This window comes from Hydrogenophaga sp. T66, assembly GCF_057219855.1.
In genome coordinates, this window is record NZ_JBXVVX010000002.1 from 1 (window position 1) to 18648 (window position 18648).

Sequence of the window (18648 nt, forward strand, 5' to 3'; positions counted from 1 at the left end):
CGGGGGGCAGCGACCCGCGCAGCGGCGGAGCGTGGGGGCCCTATTCATACCCAAACGAGCGCACACGGGCGTCGTCGTCGGCCCAGCCCGACCGGACTTTCACCCACAGCTCCAGAAACACCTTGCCGCCCCACAGCTTCTCCAACTCCACGCGGGCTTCGGTGCCGATGCGCTTGAGCTTTTCGCCCTTGTCACCGATCACCATGCCTTTGTGGGCGTCACGCTCCACCACGATGGTCGCCGCGATGCGACGCAGCGCGCCCTCTTCTTCGAAGCGATCAATGATGACGGTGGAGGTGTAAGGCAACTCGTCGCCCGTCAAGCGGAACAGCTTTTCGCGGACCATCTCCGCGGCCATGAAGCGCTCGCTGCGGTCGGTCAGTTCGTCGGGCTCGTGCATCCATGGCTGTTGCGGCAGGTACTTCTCGCAAATCGCCAGCAGCCGCTGGATGTCGCGCGGGGTCTTGGCCGACATGGGCACAAACTCCGCGAACGGATGCCGCTCCTGCATGCCCCGCAGCCAGGGCGCCAGCTCGCCGCGGCGGTGCACGAGGTCAAACTTGTTGGCCACCAGGATCACCGGCGCGTTCGCGGGCAAGAGCGACAGCACCTTCGCGTCGGCGAGGTTGAAATGACCGGCCTCCACCACAAACAGGATCAGGTCGACGTCGGCCACCGCGCCCAGCACGGTCTTGTTGAGCGAGCGGTTGAGTGCGTTGCCATGGCGGGTCTGGAAACCCGGCGTGTCCACGAACATGAACTGCGTCGCGCCTTCTGTGCGGATGCCGGTGATGCGGTGGCGCGTGGTCTGCGCCTTGCGCGAGGTGATGCTGATCTTCTGGCCCACCAGGGCGTTGAGCAGCGTGGACTTGCCCACGTTGGGCTTGCCGACGATGGCCACAAAGCCGCACCGCTGCAGCGCGGGGTCCACGGGCTCGGCCGCCGCGGGCGACTCCTGCGGGCCAGTCCCTGCCTCGGCGGGCCGTCCCAGTGCGCGGGCCAGCATCGCCTCCAGGTCGGGGTCGGTGGGTTCGGCGGGCGGCGGGCTGGCGGAAGCGGACATGGTCAGGCGCGGCTGCGGGCGGGCAGCGATTGGAGGGTTTGCAACATGGCGGCAGCCGCGGCCTGTTCGCCGGCGCGGCGGGAATTGCCGATGCCGCGCTCCTGGCGACCCAGCTCGGGCACACTGCATTCAATGTCGAAGGTCTGGCGGTGGGCCTCGCCGGTGATGGCCACCACGCGGTAGCTGGGCAGTCGCAGCCGGCGGCCCTGCAGCCACTCCTGCAGCTCGGTCTTGGGATCCTTGCCCAGGGCGGTCATGCCGGCGTGCAACTCAACGTCCGCGTACAGGCGCAGCACCAGCGCGCGCGCCGGCTCGAAGCCCGCATCCAGGTACACCGCGCCGATCAGCGCCTCCACGGCGTCGGCCAGGATGGAAGGCCGCTTGTGACCCCCGGAGCGCTTTTCGCCGTCGCCCAGCCGCAGGTGGGCGGAGACACCCAGATCCTGCGCGAGGCCGACCAGGGTGTCCTGTTTCACGAGATGGGCGCGCACCCGCGACAGATCGCCCTCCGGCAGGCGATCGAGCTTTTCGTACAGAAGGCCGGAAACCGCCAGGTTGAGCACCGAGTCGCCCAGAAACTCCAGGCGCTCGTTGTGGTCGGCGCTGAAGCTGCGGTGGGTCAGCGCCCGCTCCAGCAGGCGGGGGTTGGCAAACACATGCTGCAGGCGTTGCTGCAGCGCGGCGAGGTCAGCGTTCAAACCGTCACTGCGAGCTGCCCTGGTACTTCATGACCAGGTAGGCCGGCCCGGCCAGGTGGATCTCGCGCGCGTAGGCGAAGGACACCACCACGGCGTTGCCCTGCTTGCCCACCTCAAGATCCTTGCCGCTGATGCTGCGGATGTCATCCACGGCAGCGGCCTTGTCGAACAACTCGCGCACCTCGGCCACGGTGTTGCCCGCGGACGCCTTCTTGGCGGCTTTCTGCACCGCGAGAAACTCGATGTAGGTGGGCGCCACCTGAGCGGCGACGATGCCGGTGCAGGCCAGCAGGCCGCCGACGATCACCAGACCGAAAAACGTCAATCCCCGTTGGTGGCGTTTGAGCTTCATGAGGGCAGTCTCCAGCAGCAGCGCTTCACTCGAACGAGCCGATGCGGCTCAGGTCGCCGAAGTTCATCCACACCAGGAAGGCTTTGCCGACGATGTTGGCGTCAGGCACAAACCCCCAGTAGCGCGAGTCCAGCGAATTGTCGCGATTGTCACCCATCACGAAGTAGTGGCCAGCAGGCACCTTGCAGGTGACGCCCTCCACCGTGTAGCGGCAGCCATCGGCGAAGGGAAACTCGGTCGCGCCGGGCACAAAGGCCGGGCGGTCGCTGTCGTTGAGCGTGCTGTAGCGCTTGGCGTCGAGCGTCTCCTGCCACTGCTTCGAATACCGCATGGTGCCGCTGTCGAAGAAGTCGGGCTGGGCCGCCCGCGGCACCGGCTTGCCATTGACCGTGAGCTGCTTGTTCAGGTAGGCCACCTCGTCGCCGGGCAGGCCAATGACGCGCTTGATGTAGTCAAGGCTGGGCTGCGGCGGGTAGCGAAAGACGATCACGTCGCCGCGCTTGGGCTCCTGGTTGGCCCACACCTTGGTGTTGATGACCGGCAAGCGGATGCCGTAGTGGTATTTGTTGACCAGGATGAGATCGCCGATGCGCAGCGTCGGAATCATCGAGCCCGAGGGGATCTTGAAGGGCTCGAACAGGAAGGAGCGCAAGACGAACACCGCCAGGATCACCGGGAACAGCCCGGCGGTCCAGTCCAGCCACCATGGCTGGGCAAGCAGCTTCTGGCGCGCCGTCTCGACATCGCCCTCGATCTGGCTGAAGCCTTGCGCCGCCAGGGCGGCGCGGCGGCGGTTGTGCTCCTCCAGCAGCTGGTCTGCCTCGCGCCGACGGCGCGGCAGAAAGATGAACCGGTCGGCCAGCCAGTAAACACCCGTGACCACCACCGCCAGGAACAGCAACAACGAGAAGTTGCCCTGCACGATCCCGGCGTACCAGGCCCCGGCGTAGCCAATGAACGCCGCCAGCACCACCGCCGTGATGGAAGCCATCGCGCCGGCCATCACTCCTCCACCTGCAGGATCGCCAGGAACGCTTCCTGGGGCACCTCGACCGAGCCGATCTGTTTCATGCGCTTCTTGCCTGCCTTCTGCTTTTCGAGGAGTTTGCGTTTGCGGGTGATGTCACCGCCATAGCATTTTGCCAGCACGTTCTTGCGCAGCGCCTTGATGGTCTCGCGGGCGATCACGTTGCCGCCGATCGCGGCCTGGATCGCCACATCGAACTGCTGGCGGCTGATGATCTCGCGCATCTTGGCCGCCACCGCACGACCCCGGTATTGGGCCTGGGTCCGGTGGACGATGATCGACAGGGCGTCGACCTTCTCGCCGTTGAGCAGCATGTCGACCTTCACCACATCGGATTTGCGGTATTCCTTGAACTCGTAGTCCATCGAGGCGTAACCGCGACTCACCGACTTCAGCTTGTCGAAGAAGTCCAGCACGATCTCGCCCAGCGGCAGCTCATAGGTCAGCAGCACCTGCTTGCCGTGATAGGCCATGTTGATCTGCACGCCGCGCTTCTGGTTGGCCAGCGTCATCACCGGCCCCACATACTCCTGCGGCATGTAAAGGTGCACCGTCACGATGGGTTCGCGGATTTCCTCAATCCGGCCGGCCTCCGGCATCTTGGAGGGGTTTTCCACCATGATGACCTCGCCATCGCCCTTGACCACCTCGTACACCACGCTGGGGGCGGTCGTGATCAGGTCCTGGTCAAACTCGCGCTCCAGCCGCTCCTGCACGATCTCCATGTGCAACAGACCAAGGAAGCCGCAGCGGAAGCCAAAACCCAGCGCCTGCGACACCTCCGGCTCGTAACGCAGGGCCGAATCGTTGAGCTGCAATTTCTCCAGCGCGTCGCGCAGCTGGTCGTACTCGCTGGCCTCTGACGGGTACAGGCCGGCAAACACCTGCGGCTGCACTTCCTTGAAACCCGGCAAGGCCTCCGTGGCGAAAGCCAGATTGGCGCCGCTGCTGGTCTTGATGGCCGTGACGGTATCGCCCACCTTGGCGGCCTTCAACTCCTTGATGCCCGCAATGATGTAACCCACCTCACCGGCTTCCAGCGACTCGCGCGGCTGGTTGGCCGGGGTGAACACGCCGAGTTTCTCGGCGTTGTAGAGCGACTCGGTGGCCATCAGCTTGATCTTGTCGCCACGCGCCAGGCGGCCATCGACCACCCGCACCAGCATCACCACGCCCACGTAGTTGTCGAACCAGCTGTCGATGATCATGGCGCGCAGCGGCGCGTCGGGATTGCCGCGCGGCGGCGGCACCTTGGCCACCACCATCTCCAGGATTTCCTCCACGCCCATGCCGGTCTTGGCCGAGCAGGGCACGGCCTCGCTGGCGTCGATGCCAATGACGTCTTCAATCTCCTGCTTGGCCGTGTCCGGGTCGGCTTGCGGCAGGTCCATCTTGTTGAGCACCGGCAGCACTTCCACGCCCAGATCCAGCGCCGTGTAGCAGTTCGCCACCGTCTGCGCCTCCACGCCCTGGCTGGCATCCACCACCAGCAACGCACCCTCGCAGGCCGAGAGCGAGCGCGACACCTCGTAGGAGAAATCGACGTGGCCGGGCGTGTCGATCAGGTTGAGGTTGTAGACCTTGCCATCGCGGGCCTTGTACTGCAGCGCGGCGGTCTGCGCCTTGATGGTGATGCCGCGCTCCTTCTCGATGTCCATGGAATCGAGGACCTGCTCGCTCATCTCGCGGTCCGACAAGCCGCCGCAGCGCGAGATGAGGCGGTCGGCCAAGGTCGACTTGCCGTGGTCGATGTGGGCAATGATCGAGAAGTTGCGGATGTGATTCATCGGGAACACAGTGCTCGCGCGGTGTCGCGCGAAGAGGGATGACGAGGGGTCGTCGCGGCCATAAAAAAGGGCGCGTCAGCTGCTGACGCGCCCGGAACCAACAATCAATGGCAACTGCGATAGTTGGGGTTTCATTGTAGGCAAAAAGCCCGGAACGCACACCCCGAAACCGCCCGCCACGCCTTGTCGTCCGGCAACAACAGCTTTTTCATCCACAGGATATCCACAGATCGTGTGGGCAAGCTGAGGAGCCCTTGTGGATGATCGGAGGACAACCGCGCGCGCTTCCACATGGTGGTGCCCGATGCTGTCCGGCCGGCCCTGTGGACCGGTCGATGGTTCGATTTTATCGAATAGAGACATGCCACCCGGCAAGCTGGTGAGCGGTCACTGACAAATTGGCCCCTTGCGGCGCCGCGGGATCGGGAAAGTGGCCTGTGGCGAATCGGCCACCCCCACCGGAATACCCCGGGCGTCGCCTGGGGAATCCGGGTGCGGAACGGCCCCGATCAGCGCTGCGGGCGGATGACCGCGTACTGCGCCCACTCGCCGCGGCGGAACAGCACGCTCACGGGCTTGGACTTGTCGAGCTTCGCCAGGGCGGCCTCGACCTCCTTGACGCTGGTCACCTCCACGTTGCCGATCTGCAGGATCACGTCGCCTTCGCGCAGGCCGGCGCGGGCGGCCGCACCGTCGGCAGACGCAATGCGCGCCCCGCCCTTCACGTTGAGTTCCTTGCGCAGATCCGCCCCCAGATCCACCAGGGCCAGCCCCAGCGCCTGCAGCGCGTTGCTCGGCTGCGGCTTGGCGGGCGCCGGCGCGCTGGCGCGGGTCTCGGACCGCTCGGGCTCCAGCTCGGCCACCGTGATGGCGAGATCGCGCTGCGCACCGCGGCGCAGCACGGTCACCGTGCTGCGGCTGCCGGGCTTGGTGTTGCCGACCATGCGCGGCAGGTCCACCGACTTGTCGATGTCCTTGCCGTCAAACTTCAGGATGATGTCGCCGGGCTCGATGCCGGCGCGCGCGGCCGGCGAATTCGGCTCGACGCCGCGGACCAGCGCCCCCTTGGGCTGCCCCAGCCCGAGCGACTCGGCCACGTCCTTGCTGACCTGATCGATCTGCACGCCGATGCGCCCGCGCGTGACGCGCCCGCTGGTGCGCAGCTGATCGGACACACGGACCGCCTCATCGATCGGGATCGCGAAAGAGATGCCCTGGAAGCCACCGGAGCGCGAATAGATCTGGCTGTTGATGCCGACCACCTCGCCGCGCATGTTGATGAGCGGCCCGCCGGAGTTGCCCGGGTTGATGGCCACATCGGTCTGAATGAAGGGCAGGAAGTCCCCCGTGTCGCGCTGCTTGGCGCTGACGATGCCCGCGGTCACGGTGTTTTCCAGGCCGAACGGCGAACCGATCGCCATGACCCACTCGCCCACGCGCAAGCGGTTGACATCACCGATCTTCACGGCCGGGAGTCCGGTGGCCTCGATCTTCACCACGGCCACGTCGGTGCGCTTGTCGGCGCCGACGATCCGGGCCTTGAACTCGCGCTTGTCGGGCAGCGTGACGATCACGTCATCGGCCCCCTCGACCACGTGGGCGTTGGTCATGATGAAGCCGTCGGCGCTCAGCACAAAGCCCGAACCCACGCCGCGCGGCCGCTCCTCGGGCCCGCGCTCCTGCCGCGGGCTGCGGGGCTGGGCGCCCGGCGGCACCGGGATGCCGAAGCGCCGGAAAAACTCCAGCATCTGTTCATCGGGCGTGCCCGCGCCGGCGCCGCCGGATTCACTGCGCTCGATGGTGCGGATGTTCACCACCGACGGCCCGACCAGATCCACCAGGTCGGTGAAATCGGGCAGGCCGCGCGCGCTGGCCACGGCCTGCGCCGCAGCGGGCGAAGGCGCCAGGGCCGTCGCCGCCGTCAAACCCCATGCGCCCGCGGACAAGAGGGCAGAGAGCAGTGCGGACCGGGCCAGACGGGTTTGCGTGGGACGCAACAGCGTGATCGTGTTCATGGGGCTCCTCGACAGGGACACTCACGATAGCGAAGCCGGCGCGCCGAGTGGCGCGCGCGGGCATTCCGGGAAATTCAGGGCTTGGTGCGCTCGAGCGCGGCGGTGAAGCGCTTGAGCGTGGCGCGAGGCACTTCGCCCACCGCTGTCACCCAGTGGTCGCCCACGCGGCGGCTGGCCGAATGGGTGGCGCCGGTGGCGGCTGCGGCCTCCTCGGTGTGGCGCTTGGGGTCGTAAGCCTCGACAAACAGGGACACCGAGGCCAGACCGTCCGAAAACACCCATTGCATCGGCGCCTTGCCGGCGGCCGCACCCGGGGTCTCGCGCACATGGCAGCTCATCGACGCAAACCCCGGCACCGCCTCTTTCAGCCGCCAACCCTGGGCCTCGGGCGTGGTTTTCTTCAGGGTGGGGCGCACCACCTCGTAGCCCCGGGTGTCGCGCATCATGGCCGCGAGCTTGTCCATCGTAACCGGCGCTTCGAGCTTGAGCTCAGAAAAAGCCACCTGCTCCAGCACCGCGCCCTGCTCGCCCAGCGTCTGCAGTTTGATGACCAGACCGGTCTGCCGCTCCGACCAGATGCGGTAGCCAAAGCGCAGCTCATCGCGCGGCTGAAACTCCACCATGTCGGCCAGGTGGCCGGCCACGCGCTGGCTGCCCACTTCGCGCGCGGTGTAGAACTGCGGAATCACGTTGTTGGGCGTGCGCAGCAAGTCAGGAAACAGGCCCAGCGCTTCGCGCCGCTCGACCACCGCGGTGCGGGTGTCGGGCGTGAAGGTGATCACTTCGCTGTTGTGACGGAAGGTGGTGCGCGGCGTCCCGGTGAGGGTTTCGATGCGCTCCATCTGCTCGGTGCCATCGCAGACGTGCCAGATGCGCGAGGCCGACATCGTGGTCCCGGCCGTGACCACCAGCGTGCCGGTGTACGCCCGCTGGCGGGACGCCTCGTGGATGCGGTTGAGCCACTCATTGACCGAGCGGGCGGGGGTCGACGCGCCGGCCGGGGCCGTCTGGGCCCAGGACGGCAAGGCCGCGACAGCGCCCAGCGCGACCGCGCCGGCCGTCATCCAGCGGCGCCAGCGCCGCGCACGAACCAGATCAGCGCTCGGACGCGTCATAGGTGGCGTTGCGGATGAAGCCGGTGGGGCCCTGCAAGGCGGACTGTCCGGCGAATTGGCGGTGATCGGCCAGGAGCTGCTCCAGGCGCGCGTCGCGCACCACCGGCCCTTGCGGCGTGGACACGAGCACCGGCTGGGCGGAGGGCAAGGCCGGCGCCGCCGGCGACGGTTGAGCCAGCACTGGTGCAGCGCCGGGGGCCGGCGCGGTACCGACCAGGCCCCACGCCACCGCCATCACGGCCGCCAGCGAGGCAAAGCCCGCCGCCAGTTTCCAGCGGAAGACACCGTCGTTGGCCGCCGGGCCGCGCACGACCACCGTCGGCTCGACCGGAATCGCCATCGGCACCGGACGGGGCTCTTCGGCCAGGCGGCGCTGCAACCCGGCCAGGAAGTCACCCGGCGGCGTGACCGGCACGGCGGAGGCCCCCGCCCGAAGCGCGTCGCCGATCAGCTGGTAGCGGGCGAGCGTGTCGCCCGGCCAATCGCCGCCGGCCGCGATGGCCGACCACTCCGCCTCGGCCACCTCGCCGTCGAACAGGGCCGACCACGCGTCGTCGCGGGTCGGGAGAGAGGGTGTCGGGTCTGCGTTCATCGTGGGCTCCGGGTGTGGCTCACCAGCTGTTCACCAGCGCTTGCCGCTCTGGCGCTCAAGCATGGGCTTGATGCGGCCGGAGATGGCTTCGCGGGCCCGGAAAATCCGGGACCGCACGGTGCCGATCGGACAGTCAAGCGCCTGCGCAATCTCTTCGTAACTCATGCCTTCGATCTCCCGCAAGGTGATCGCCATGCGCAATTCCTCGGGCAGGGCGTCCATGGCCGCGTTCACGGCCTCGGCAATTTCCTTGCTGGCCAGCACCGCGTCAGGCGTTTCGGTGTCGGCCACACCTGCGCTTAGTTCGCGCTCCGGCGCGGAAGTTTCATCGTCCTCGGCACCCTGCAGCTGCGATTGGAAAACCAGCGGGTCGCGCTTGAGTTCCATGAGCTGCTTCTTGGCCGTATTGACGGCGATCCGGTAGAGCCAGGTGTAGAACTGCGCCTCACCGCGGAACTGGCCCAGCGCCCGGTAGGCCCGGATGAACGTTTCCTGGGCAATGTCGGGCACCAGATCGACGTCGCGCACCATCCGCCCGATCAGCCGCTCGACCCGACGCTGGTACTTCATCACCAGCAACTCAAAGGCACGCTGCTCCCCGGCCAGGGTGCGCTGCACCAGCAAGGCGTCGCTGTCGGGCGCCGGCGGCGCGGTGTGGTCGGGGGGCGTCATGCGCGCGGGACTATACCCGATGGAGCATCCCCCTCAGGGTTTCCCCGAGGCGGCGCGTGTGCAAGCAGCGCCCGCCGCCAATCGTCCCAGCGGGCCGGTTCGTCCCGGCGCTGAAACACCAACCACCGCACCCCGTTGGCGACGCCGAGGTCCAGGCGGACCAGCAACCAGGTCTGCGCGTCGACCGCCACGCGCACGGAACGTGCCGGCGTGGCGCCCTGCGCGCCGACCGGGGCGTACCAGAGCCACGCTCCCGGCCGATCACCGCCGGGAGCCGGCGCCTGGGCGTCCCAGGCCAGGCGGCCTCCCGCCGAACGACGCCAAGCGCCCCAGGCCAGGCAACCCCACAGGACGGACCCAACCACGCCGACCGCCGCAACACCCGACGGCCAGGCCAGCGCCGCGACACCCCACAACTCGGCAGCCAACACCGATACCAGCGCCAGTGCAGCACCCTCCCAAGCCAAACGCCCCGCCGGGTATGCCACGGACGGGGCGTTTCGCATGGGGCAGACCGGCGTTGTGCGTCAGATCCGGCGGAACACCAGCGTGCCGTTGGTGCCGCCGAAGCCGAAGTTGTTCTTCAGCGCGACGTCGATCTTCACGTCACGCGCGACGTTGGCGCAGTAGTCCAGGTCACACTCGGGATCCTGGTTGACCAGGTTGATGGTCGGCGGCACCTTCTGGTGGTGCACCGACAGCACCGTAAACACGCTCTCAATGCCCCCGGCGCCGCCCAGCAGGTGGCCGGTCATCGATTTGGTCGAACTCACGACCATGCGGTGGGCGTGGTCACCGAGCGCCGCCTTGATGGCATTGCTCTCGTTCACGTCACCCAGCGGGGTGGACGTTCCGTGGGCGTTGAGGTAATCCACCTGGTCGGCGTTCACCCCGGCGTTGCGCAGCGCGGACAGCATCGCGCGGCGCGGGCCGTCCATGTTGGGTGCGGTCATGTGGCCGGCGTCGGCGCTCATGCCGTAACCCGCCACCTCGGCGTAGATCGTGGCGCCGCGCGCCTTGGCGTGTTCGTACTCTTCCAGCACCATGACGCCCGCGCCCTCACCCAGCACAAAGCCATCGCGGTCCTTGTCCCAGGGGCGGGAGGCGCTGGCCGGGTCGTCGTTGCGGGTTGACAGGGCGCGCATGGCGGCGAAACCGCCGATGCCCAGCGGCGAGACCGTGGCCTCGGCGCCACCGGCCACGATCACGTCCGCGTCGCCGTACTCGATCTTGCGGGCGGCTTCCCCGATGCAGTGCAAGCCGGTGGTGCAGGCGGTCACCACGGCCAGGTTCGGGCCTTTGAAGCCGTAGCGCATCGACACGTGACCGGAGATCATGTTGATGATCGACGCCGGCACAAAAAACGGCGAGATGCGCCGCGGTCCCCGGTTCGTGAGCTCGGTGTGGGTGTCCTCGATCAGCGGCAGACCGCCGATGCCGGAGCCGATGATGACGCCGATCCGCGTGGCCAACTCCTCCCCCAGCGCCTCACCCGTGGGCAAGCCAGCGTCGACCACGGCCTGATGGGCCGCCGCGATGCCGTAATGGATGAAGGTGTCCATCGTCCGCGCCTCTTTGGCGCTGATGTAGGACTCGAGCGGGAAATCCTTGACCTCTCCGGCGAACTTGCACGCAAACGCCGACGCGTCAAAGCGTTTGATGAAGTCGATGCCGGACTTGCCGGCCAGGAGCGTGGCCCAGGCATCGCCCACCGTGTTGCCCACGGGGCTGATGCAACCCAGGCCGGTCACGACGACGCGGCGGCGGCTCATGGGTGGATCAGCCCTTCTGGTGCGCCAGCGCGTAGTCGATGGCGTGCTGCACGGTGGTGATCTTCTCGGCGTCCTCGTCCGGAATCTCAATGCCGAATTCGTCTTCCAGGGCCATCACGAGTTCCACGGTGTCCAGCGAGTCGGCGCCCAGGTCGGCCACGAAGGCTTTCTCGTTGGTGACCTGACCTTCTTCCACGCCGAGTTGCTCGGCGATGATCTTCTTGACGCGTGCTTCGATGTCGCTCATATGTCCCTCAGGGGGTTGGTTGAAATACAAACCGGCATTTTAGCCGGGGCTAGGGAGGCGTCCCTAGGCGCGGCGACGGGCCGCGCCCGGCCGTCAGGCCATGAACATGCCGCCGTTGACGTGCAACTCTTGGCCCGTGACGTAGCCGGCCTGTGGGCTGGCGAGGTAGGCGACCGCGTGGGCGATGTCGGCGGGCTTGCCCAGCCGGCCCAGCGGAATCTGGCCCAGGAGTGCTTTCTGCTGCTCTTCGGGCAAGGCGGCGGTCATGTCGGTGTCGATGAATCCGGGCGCCACGCAATTGACGGTGATGGAGCGGCTGCCCAGTTCGCGCGCCAGCGCCCGGGTCATGCCCGCCACGCCGGCCTTGGCCGCAGCGTAGTTCGCCTGACCGGGGTTGCCGGAAGCGCCCACCACGCTGGTGATGCTGATGATCCGGCCGTAGCGCTGCTTCATCATGGGGCGGATCACCGCCCGGCTGAGGCGGAACACCGCCTTCAGGTTGGTGTCGAGCACCGCGTCCCAGTCATCGTCTTTCAGGCGCATGGCGAGCATGTCGCGGGTGATGCCCGCGTTGTTGACCAGCACCTGCAGGCCGCCGTGGGCCTTGACGATCTCGTCGACCAGGGCCTCGGCGGCGGCGCCGTCGTTCACATCCAGCCGGACACCCCGGCAGTCCGCGCCCGCGCCAGACACCGCAGTGAGGGCCTGACCGATCCGGGCCGCGCCGTCGTCCGACGTGGCGGTACCGATCACGGTCAGCCCGCGGGCGGCGAGTTCGTGGGCGATGGCGGCGCCGATGCCGCGGGAGGCGCCGGTGACGAGGGCCACCTGGCCGGCGAATTTCACATCAGACATCAGCTCGCTCCGCGTCAGGCCAGCAACTGGCGCACATCGGCCAGCGTGGCGGGGTCGTACAGGGGGGCGCCCGTGAGGTCGGCGCCGATGCGTTTGGTCAGACCGGCCAGCACCTTGCCGGGTCCGCATTCCACCAGCGTGACTAGGCCGCGCGCCTGCAGCGCCTGCACGCATTCCACCCAGCGCACCGGACCAAACGCCTGGCGATAAAGGGCGTCGCGGATGCGGGCGGGATCGGTTTCGACCGCCACGTCAATGTTGTTCACGACCGGGATCTGCGGTGCCGCCAGCGGCGTAGCCTCCAGGCGCTCGCGCAACCGGTCGGCCGCGGGCTTCATCAGGCTGGAATGGAAGGGCGCGGAGACCGGCAGGGGGAGCGCGCGCTTGGCGCCGCGGGCCTTGAGCACCTCGCACGCCTTGTCGACCGCGGCCTTGCTGCCGGCAATCACGGTCTGGGCTGGGTCGTTGAAATTCACCGCCTCCACCACATCGGCACTGCCGGGTCCGAACGTGGCCTGCGCCTCCGAGCAGCCGGCCTTCACCGCCTCGGCATCCAGCCCCAGGATGGCGGCCATGGCGCCCGTGCCGACGGGCACGGCCTCCTGCATGGCGGCGGCGCGGAACCGCACCAGCGGCGCGGCTTGCGCCAGCGTCAGCACGCCCGAGGCCACCAGCGCGCTGTACTCACCCAGCGAATGACCCGCCACCGCGGCCGGCAGCGCGCCACCCTCGGCGCGCCACACCCGCCACGCTGCCACGCCGGCCACCAGCATGACCGGCTGGGTGTTGGTGGTGAGGGCCAGCGCTTCTTTCGGACCCTCGTGGATCAGGCGCCCGATGTCCTCGCCCAGGGCGTCGGACGCCTCCTGCAGCGTGTCGCGCACGGCGGGGTGGTCGCCCCAGGCGTCGAGCATGCCGACCGACTGGGAGCCTTGGCCAGGAAAGACGAATGCAAATGCTTTCATGCGATCGGACGGGAAATGACAGGGGAAAAAACGAGATCGCGCACCCGGTCAGAAATCGACCAGAACCGCGCCCCAGGTGAAGCCGCCGCCCACACCTTCGAGCATGAGCGTGTCGCCGCGCTGGATGCGGCCACCACGCACCGCGTGGTCCAGGGCCAGCGGGATGGACGCGGCCGAGGTGTTGCCGTGCTGGTCGACAGTGACGATGAGCTTCTCCAGCGGCAGTTTGAGTTTGCGCGCTGTGCTGTGCATGATGCGGATGTTGGCCTGGTGCGGGATCAGCCAGTCGATGTCGGCGTCGGTGCGACCGGCCTTGGCCAGGGTGGTCCGGGCCGCGTCTTCCAGCACGCCGACCGCCAGCTTGAACACCGCCTGACCGTCCATCTTGAGCAGCGGGTCGCCCAACACCTGGCCGCCGCTCACATGGCCCGGCACGCAGAGGATGCCCACGTGCTTGCCGTCGGCATGAAGATCGGTGGCAAGAATGCCGGGCGTGTCAGACGCTTCCAGCACCACAGCCCCAGCGCCATCGCCGAACAGCACGCAGGTGGTGCGGTCGTTGAAATCGAGCAGGCGCGAGAACACCTCGGCCCCGATCACCAGCGCACGGCGGGCCGAGCCGGTGCGGATCATCGCGTCGGCCACGGTGAGTGCGTAGACAAAGCCGCTGCACACCGCCTGCACGTCAAACGCCGGGCAGCCGGCGATGCCCAGCTTGTGCTGGACGATGGCGGCGGTGGACGGGAAGACCATGTCCGGCGTGGACGTGGCCACGATGATGAGGTCGATGTCGGCCGGCGTGAGCCCCGCCGAGGCGATGGCGGCGCGGGCCGCTTCGGCGCCGAGATCACTGGCAAACACGCCGTCGTCCACGAAATGGCGCGCGCGGATGCCGGTGCGCTCGACGATCCAGTCGTCGCTGGTCTCCACGCCGCGCGGCGCCAGCAGCGCCACCATGTCGGCGTTGGTCAAACGGCGCGGCGGCAGGGAACTGCCGGTGCCGGTGATGCGGGCGTAACGGGTCATGCGCGGAAGGGGTCAGGAAATCGAAGGGGCGGCGGCCGCGTCGGTGGCCGAGAGCAGGGGTCGCGCGCGGGCGATGCGCTCGCGCACGTCCGGGAGCATGCCGCGGGCGGCGGCATCATACGCCCGGGACAAGGCCTGTTCGAAGGCGAAGGCGTCGGCCGAACCGTGGCTCTTGAAGACCAGCCCCTGCAACCCCAACAGCGCCGCCCCGTTGTAACGCCGGTGATCGACCCGGCGCTTGAACGACGAAAGCACCGGATAGGCCACGATGGCGGCCATTTTTCGGCCGATGCTGCTCGAAAACTCCTGTTTGAGAAAGCCGCCAATCATGGCCGCCAGCCCTTCGCTGGCCTTGAGCGCCACGTTGCCGACGAAACCGTCGCACACCACGATGTCGGTCGTGCCCTTGAAGATGTCGTCGCCCTCGACGTTGCCGTGAAAATTGAGGTCGCCTCGGGCGGCGGCGTCACGCAGGAGCGCACCGGCTCGCTTGATGACCTCGCTGCCCTTGATGACTTCCTCTCCCACGTTGAGCAAGCCCACCGTCGGATCGCTGCGGTCGCCGGTGGCAGCAACCAGGGCAGACCCCAGCACCGCAAACTGCAGCAGGTGCTCAGCGGTGCAATCGACGTTGGCCCCCAGGTCAAGCACGGTGGTCGCCCCGCCACGGGCGTTGGGCATGCGGGTGGCGATCGCGGGCCGGTCGATGCCATCCAGGGTCTTGAGCACGTAGCGGGCGATCGCCATCAGGGCGCCGGTGTTGCCCGCAGACACCGCCGCCTGGGCAGCACCGGATTTCACCTGCTCGATGGCCATGCGCATCGAGGAGTCCTTCTTGCGGCGCAGCGCCACCTCCACCGGGTCGTCCATCGCCACCACCTCGCTGGCGGCCACCACGCGGCACCGTCCATGCGTGGCCAGGGCCCCGCGGGTCAGGGCATCCGGCCGTCCGACGAGCAACAGGTGGGCGTCGGGATGCTGGCGCAGAAACGCTTCGCAGGCGGGCAAGGTCACGGATGGGCCGTGGTCCCCGCCCATGCAATCGACGGCAACGGTGATCATGTCTGGCATTCGACGTCGCGGGGCCCGGACCCCGCGCCAAAAAAAAGACCCGCATGAGCCATGCGGGCCTGCGACTGCCGCACCCGCGCCCGGACACCTGGGCGTCCGCGGCGGGTGGCCCGAAGCGTCAGGCTTCGGACTTGTTCTTCAGCACCTGACGACCACGGTAGAAACCGTTGGGGCTGATGTGGTGGCGCAGGTGGGTTTCGCCGGTCGTCGGCTCCACGGCGATGCCCGGCACGCTCAGGGCGTTGTGCGAGCGATGCATGCCGCGCTTGGACGGGGACTTCTTGTTTTGCTGAACGGCCATGTTGGGCTCCTTGGGCTCGTGGAATCGGTGAGGTCAGATCAGGCGCATCTCCCGGGTTGACCGGGTCGACCGCCAAAGCGGCGCCTGAGCATGTCAGCGCAAAGCCCAGCATTATAACCACCTCGCCGGTTTGGGGGGTCAATCGCCCCGGCGCTTGAGCGCCTGCAGCGCGGCGAACGGGTTGGGGCGCGGGCTGGGGGCTTCCACGGCAGCCGGCGGGCCGACCGGCGGCAAGAGCGGCTGTGGGCAGGTGTCGTGCATGGGCAACACCGGCAGGGACATGATCAATTCGTCTTCCAGCACGGCAATCAGGTCCGGACGTGGCTCGAGCGCCAGCAGGTCTTCCTCGCAGTCGTCGTCCTCGGCTTCGGCGGTCGCCTCGTCCGCCACGAAACGGAACCAGCGGTCGACCTCCAGCGGGGTGTCGACCGGCGCCAGGCAGCGCTGACAGCTCAGGGGGACCACCGCGTCGGCGTGCAAGTGCAACCAGATGGAAGGCTCCCCGCCGGCCGGGCCGGGGCGCTGCTCGGCGCGGGCCCGCCAGCGGACCGAACCGGCCAGGGCCTGATCATCGGTCGGGGTGAGGTCCTCGGCCAAACGCTCCAAAGCAGTCAGGGGCGTTTGGCCTTCGAGGGAGCCGGCCGCGGCCGCGAGGGACCGCACGTCCAGCCGCGCCGGATTCCAGGCGGGGGTTGTCGCACTCTTCATCCGTGGCAGTGTACGGGAGCGAGGCAGCGCGACAATCGCCGGATGACGACCGCCGCCCCCTCCACCGCCCTGCCCCGCCCGCTGGTGCTGGGCTCGACCTCCCCGTATCGCCGGGAACTGCTTTCCCGCCTGGGGTTGCCTTTTGACGTGGCTGCACCCGAGGTGGAGGAAACACCGCAGCCGGGCGAAACGCCGGCCGCCCTGGCGCAACGGCTGGCGCTGGCCAAGGCGCGGGCCGTGGCCGCCCGCTTTCCGAACGCTTTGGTCATCGGCAGTGATCAGGTGGCCGACCTCGCGGGTGAGCCGCTCGGCAAACCCGGCAACCACGAACGGGCGGTGGCGCAACTGCGGCGGCTGTCGGGCCGCACGGTGGTCTTCCAGACGGCGCTGGCGGTGGTGTGCGCCGAGACGGGCTTTGAGCGGGCCGATCTGGCGCCGGTGCGGGTCGTGTTCCGCCCGCTGGATGACGAGGCCATCGAGCGCTACCTGCGCGCCGAGCGACCCTACGACTGCGCCGGGAGCGCGAAAAGCGAAGGGCTGGGCATCGCCTTGCTGGAGCGGATTGACAGCGACGATCCCACCGCCCTGGTCGGCCTGCCGCTGATCCGGACCTGTCAGCTGCTGCGCGCGGCTGGGGCGGTCGTGCCATGAGCCCCCCGACCGGGGCCCTGTACCTCGTGCCCACGCCGCTGGACTTCGGCACCGCCGAGGCCGCCGAGCGCGGTGCCACCGACTGGCTGCCCGCCAGCACGCTGGCCGTCGCTGCGCGCCTGACCCATTGGGTCACCGAAAACGCGAAATCCACCCGCGCCTTTCTCAAGCGGGTGGATGCGGTGGCCGGGCTCGCGGCGCCTCTCCAGGCAATGACGATCACCGAGCTGCCGCGCGCCGCCCACAAACACGGGGACCACCGCCCCGACGCGGCACTCGACGCGCAGGCCCGCGCGCTGATCGCGCCGGCGCTGGCCGGTCATGACGTGGGCTTGGTGAGCGAAGCCGGCATGCCGGCGGTGGCCGATCCGGGCAGCGCGGTGGTGCGCGCTGCGCACGCCGCGGGCGTGCGGGTGGTGCCGCTGGTGGGACCGGTGTCGCTGGTGCTCGCGCTGGCGGCCAGCGGGATGAACGGCCAGGCCTTCGCTTTCGTGGGCTACGTGCCGCAGGCGGCGGCCGACCGGCAACGGCGGCTGCGCGAACTGGAAGCCCGCGCCCGGGACACCGGGGAGACGCAGGTGCTGATCGAAACGCCTTACCGGAACGCCGCCCTGCTCGATGCGCTGCTGCAGACCCTCAAAGGCGACACCCGGCTCGCGGTGGCGGTCGGGCTGGGGCTGACGGACGAACGGGTGGTGAGCCTGCCCGTGGCCACGTGGCGGCAACGCGGCACCGCCGGGCTGGCGCTGGACCGGCCGGCGGTGTTCCTGATCGGCCGCTGACGCGCGGCCGCGGCGATCAACCGGCGGACTGCAGCCGGTCCAGGTGGGCCCGCACCGCGGGGGCGAGCGCCGGATTGGCCAGCGCGAGATCGATCGTGGCCTCGAGGAAGCCCTCCTTGCTGCCGCAGTCGTAGCGACGACCGTCGTAACGGAACGCTTGCACGCGCTCGGTGCCGATCAGGGCAGCGATGCCGTCGGTGAGCTGGATCTCGCCGCCAGCGCCACGCGGTTGGCGGCGGATGCTGTCGAAAACCGACGGCGTGAGGATGTAGCGACCGGCGACCGCGAGGGTCGAGGGCGCCTTGTCCGGGGCGGGTTTTTCAACCATGCCGAAAACCTCGGCCAATGGCGCGTTGACGCCTCGCACATCGACCACCCCGTAGCGGCGGGTGTCTTCGCGCGGCACGTCCTGCACCGCCAGCACCATGCCCGGGCTCGCGGCGTGGGCCTGCACCATCTGGGCCAGCACGGTCGGACCACCGCTGAACTGCTCACGGCCGATCATGAGGTCGTCGGCCAGCAACACCGCAAACGGTTCGTCGCCAACCAGTCGCTCGGCGCACAGGACCGCGTGGCCCAGGCCCAGGGCGCGGGGCTGGCGCACGTAGAAGCAGTCCATGTCGTCGGGCTTGATGGAGGTCACCAACTCCAGCAGCGCGCCCTTGCCCGCGGCCTGGAGTTCGGCTTCGAGCTCGTAAGCCGTGTCGAAATGGTCTTCGATCGCGCGCTTGTTGCGGCCGGTGACGAAGATCATCTCGCGGATGCCCGCGGCATAGGCCTCTTCCACCGCGTATTGCATGAGCGGCTTGTCGACCACGGGCAGCATCTCTTTCGGGATGGCCTTGGTGGCCGGGAGGAACCGGGTGCCGAGGCCCCCCACCGGGAAAACGGCTTTGCGAATCGGGCGCATGAGAGTGAATTCCTTCGCATCAATGGATCGGGACAGCCC

The 18648-nt window shown here is 68.4% G+C and carries 20 protein-coding genes; 2 read left to right on the forward strand and 18 right to left on the reverse strand.

Translation table 11 applies throughout. The features are described 5' to 3' along the window. Nucleotides 1-40: 40 nt before the first annotated feature. The 17 genes from era to AC2D80_RS09040 all read right to left on the reverse strand — a co-directional run bounded on the left by era (nt 41) and on the right by AC2D80_RS09040 (nt 16266). Entirely contained in the window at nt 41-1063 is a 1023-nt protein-coding gene (gene era / locus AC2D80_RS08960) for a GTPase Era (protein ID WP_484632672.1), read from the reverse strand. Nucleotides 1064-1065: 2 nt separating this feature from the next. After that, the gene (gene rnc, locus AC2D80_RS08965) at nt 1066-1761 is read right to left on the reverse strand and encodes a ribonuclease III (protein ID WP_484632673.1); all 696 of its coding nucleotides are present in this window, start codon (nt 1759-1761) and stop codon (nt 1066-1068) included. Between the two features lie 4 nt (nt 1762-1765). After that, a complete protein-coding gene (locus AC2D80_RS08970; RefSeq protein ID WP_484632674.1) occupies nt 1766-2113 on the reverse strand; it encodes a DUF4845 domain-containing protein in 348 nt (115 codons plus the stop codon). A 25-nt stretch (nt 2114-2138) separates the two neighbouring features. Next, a complete protein-coding gene (gene lepB, locus AC2D80_RS08975) occupies nt 2139-3104 on the reverse strand; it encodes a signal peptidase I (protein WP_484632675.1) in 966 nt (321 codons plus the stop codon). Nucleotides 3105-3115: 11 nt separating this feature from the next. Continuing rightward, complete coding sequence (gene lepA, locus AC2D80_RS08980; protein ID WP_484632676.1) at nt 3116-4927, reverse strand: translation elongation factor 4; 1812 nt, start codon at nt 4925-4927, stop codon at nt 3116-3118. A 509-nt stretch (nt 4928-5436) separates the two neighbouring features. Continuing rightward, nucleotides 5437-6942 (reverse strand): Do family serine endopeptidase, encoded by a 1506-nt coding sequence (locus AC2D80_RS08985; protein WP_484632677.1) that lies wholly within the window; start codon nt 6940-6942, stop codon nt 5437-5439. Nucleotides 6943-7016: 74 nt separating this feature from the next. Beyond that, nucleotides 7017-8057 carry a MucB/RseB C-terminal domain-containing protein gene (locus AC2D80_RS08990; protein WP_484632678.1) on the reverse strand — a complete coding sequence of 347 codons (1041 nt, stop codon included), beginning with the start codon at nt 8055-8057 and terminating at the stop codon, nt 7017-7019. After that, nucleotides 8038-8649, reverse strand: a complete 612-nt coding sequence (locus AC2D80_RS08995; RefSeq protein WP_484632679.1) for a sigma-E factor negative regulatory protein — start codon at nt 8647-8649, stop codon at nt 8038-8040. Before AC2D80_RS08995 ends, AC2D80_RS08990 begins: the two co-directional genes overlap by 20 nt. A gap of 30 nt (nt 8650-8679) precedes the next feature. Continuing rightward, nucleotides 8680-9321, reverse strand: coding sequence for an RNA polymerase sigma factor RpoE (rpoE, locus tag AC2D80_RS09000; protein ID WP_484632680.1), 642 nt, complete (start codon nt 9319-9321; stop codon nt 8680-8682). A gap of 527 nt (nt 9322-9848) precedes the next feature. Next, entirely contained in the window at nt 9849-11093 is a 1245-nt protein-coding gene (fabF, locus tag AC2D80_RS09005) for a beta-ketoacyl-ACP synthase II (RefSeq protein ID WP_484632681.1), read from the reverse strand. A gap of 7 nt (nt 11094-11100) precedes the next feature. After that, on the reverse strand, nt 11101-11340 hold the full coding sequence (acpP, locus tag AC2D80_RS09010) for an acyl carrier protein (RefSeq protein ID WP_484632682.1): 240 nt from the start codon (nt 11338-11340) through the stop codon (nt 11101-11103). 93 nt (nt 11341-11433) lie between these two features. Continuing rightward, nucleotides 11434-12195, reverse strand: a complete 762-nt coding sequence (fabG, locus tag AC2D80_RS09015) for a 3-oxoacyl-ACP reductase FabG (protein WP_484632683.1) — start codon at nt 12193-12195, stop codon at nt 11434-11436. 14 nt (nt 12196-12209) lie between these two features. After that, complete coding sequence (gene fabD / locus AC2D80_RS09020) at nt 12210-13160, reverse strand: ACP S-malonyltransferase (protein ID WP_484632684.1); 951 nt, start codon at nt 13158-13160, stop codon at nt 12210-12212. 48 nt (nt 13161-13208) lie between these two features. Further along, complete coding sequence (locus AC2D80_RS09025) at nt 13209-14186, reverse strand: beta-ketoacyl-ACP synthase III (RefSeq protein ID WP_484632685.1); 978 nt, start codon at nt 14184-14186, stop codon at nt 13209-13211. A gap of 12 nt (nt 14187-14198) precedes the next feature. Next, nucleotides 14199-15248, reverse strand: a complete 1050-nt coding sequence (plsX, locus tag AC2D80_RS09030; RefSeq protein WP_484632686.1) for a phosphate acyltransferase PlsX — start codon at nt 15246-15248, stop codon at nt 14199-14201. Nucleotides 15249-15375: 127 nt separating this feature from the next. Then, the gene (gene rpmF / locus AC2D80_RS09035) at nt 15376-15558 is read right to left on the reverse strand and encodes a 50S ribosomal protein L32 (RefSeq protein ID WP_234266733.1); all 183 of its coding nucleotides are present in this window, start codon (nt 15556-15558) and stop codon (nt 15376-15378) included. Nucleotides 15559-15696: 138 nt separating this feature from the next. After that, on the reverse strand, nt 15697-16266 hold the full coding sequence (locus AC2D80_RS09040) for a YceD family protein (protein ID WP_484632687.1): 570 nt from the start codon (nt 16264-16266) through the stop codon (nt 15697-15699). Between the two features lie 42 nt (nt 16267-16308). On the opposite strand from AC2D80_RS09040, the gene AC2D80_RS09045 reads away from it, so the two are divergent. After that, entirely contained in the window at nt 16309-16917 is a 609-nt protein-coding gene (locus AC2D80_RS09045; RefSeq protein WP_484632688.1) for a Maf family nucleotide pyrophosphatase, read from the forward strand. Further along, the gene (locus AC2D80_RS09050; RefSeq protein WP_484632689.1) at nt 16914-17699 is read left to right on the forward strand and encodes an SAM-dependent methyltransferase; all 786 of its coding nucleotides are present in this window, start codon (nt 16914-16916) and stop codon (nt 17697-17699) included. The genes AC2D80_RS09045 and AC2D80_RS09050 overlap by 4 nt, the downstream gene beginning before the upstream one ends. A 16-nt stretch (nt 17700-17715) precedes the next feature. On the opposite strand, the gene galU is transcribed toward AC2D80_RS09050, so the two are convergent. Continuing rightward, complete coding sequence (gene galU / locus AC2D80_RS09055; protein ID WP_484632690.1) at nt 17716-18609, reverse strand: UTP--glucose-1-phosphate uridylyltransferase GalU; 894 nt, start codon at nt 18607-18609, stop codon at nt 17716-17718. Nucleotides 18610-18648 lie beyond the last annotated feature (39 nt).

Excerpts from the sequence above, each read along its gene's own strand:
- AC2D80_RS09025 (WP_484632685.1), bottom strand. The coding sequence starts at position 14,186 with ATGACCCGTTACGCCCGCATCACCGGCACCGGCAGTTCCCTGCCGCCG.
- AC2D80_RS09040 (WP_484632687.1), bottom strand. The coding sequence starts at position 16,266 with ATGAAGAGTGCGACAACCCCCGCCTGGAATCCGGCGCGGCTGGACGTG.
- AC2D80_RS09050 (WP_484632689.1), top strand. The coding sequence starts at position 16,914 with ATGAGCCCCCCGACCGGGGCCCTGTACCTCGTGCCCACGCCGCTGGAC.
- AC2D80_RS08970 (WP_484632674.1), bottom strand. The coding sequence starts at position 2,113 with ATGAAGCTCAAACGCCACCAACGGGGATTGACGTTTTTCGGTCTGGTG.
- AC2D80_RS09045 (WP_484632688.1), top strand. The coding sequence starts at position 16,309 with ATGACGACCGCCGCCCCCTCCACCGCCCTGCCCCGCCCGCTGGTGCTG.
- fabG (WP_484632683.1), bottom strand. The coding sequence starts at position 12,195 with ATGTCTGATGTGAAATTCGCCGGCCAGGTGGCCCTCGTCACCGGCGCC.
- AC2D80_RS08985 (WP_484632677.1), bottom strand. The coding sequence starts at position 6,942 with ATGAACACGATCACGCTGTTGCGTCCCACGCAAACCCGTCTGGCCCGG.
- era (WP_484632672.1), bottom strand. The coding sequence starts at position 1,063 with ATGTCCGCTTCCGCCAGCCCGCCGCCCGCCGAACCCACCGACCCCGAC.
- galU (WP_484632690.1), bottom strand. The coding sequence starts at position 18,609 with ATGCGCCCGATTCGCAAAGCCGTTTTCCCGGTGGGGGGCCTCGGCACC.
- acpP (WP_484632682.1), bottom strand. The coding sequence starts at position 11,340 with ATGAGCGACATCGAAGCACGCGTCAAGAAGATCATCGCCGAGCAACTC.
- fabD (WP_484632684.1), bottom strand. The coding sequence starts at position 13,160 with ATGAAAGCATTTGCATTCGTCTTTCCTGGCCAAGGCTCCCAGTCGGTC.
- rpoE (WP_484632680.1), bottom strand. The coding sequence starts at position 9,321 with ATGACGCCCCCCGACCACACCGCGCCGCCGGCGCCCGACAGCGACGCC.
- rpmF (WP_234266733.1), bottom strand. The coding sequence starts at position 15,558 with ATGGCCGTTCAGCAAAACAAGAAGTCCCCGTCCAAGCGCGGCATGCAT.
- plsX (WP_484632686.1), bottom strand. The coding sequence starts at position 15,248 with ATGATCACCGTTGCCGTCGATTGCATGGGCGGGGACCACGGCCCATCC.
- lepB (WP_484632675.1), bottom strand. The coding sequence starts at position 3,104 with ATGGCTTCCATCACGGCGGTGGTGCTGGCGGCGTTCATTGGCTACGCC.
- fabF (WP_484632681.1), bottom strand. The coding sequence starts at position 11,093 with ATGAGCCGCCGCCGCGTCGTCGTGACCGGCCTGGGTTGCATCAGCCCC.
- AC2D80_RS08995 (WP_484632679.1), bottom strand. The coding sequence starts at position 8,649 with ATGAACGCAGACCCGACACCCTCTCTCCCGACCCGCGACGACGCGTGG.
- AC2D80_RS08990 (WP_484632678.1), bottom strand. The coding sequence starts at position 8,057 with ATGACGCGTCCGAGCGCTGATCTGGTTCGTGCGCGGCGCTGGCGCCGC.
- lepA (WP_484632676.1), bottom strand. The coding sequence starts at position 4,927 with ATGAATCACATCCGCAACTTCTCGATCATTGCCCACATCGACCACGGC.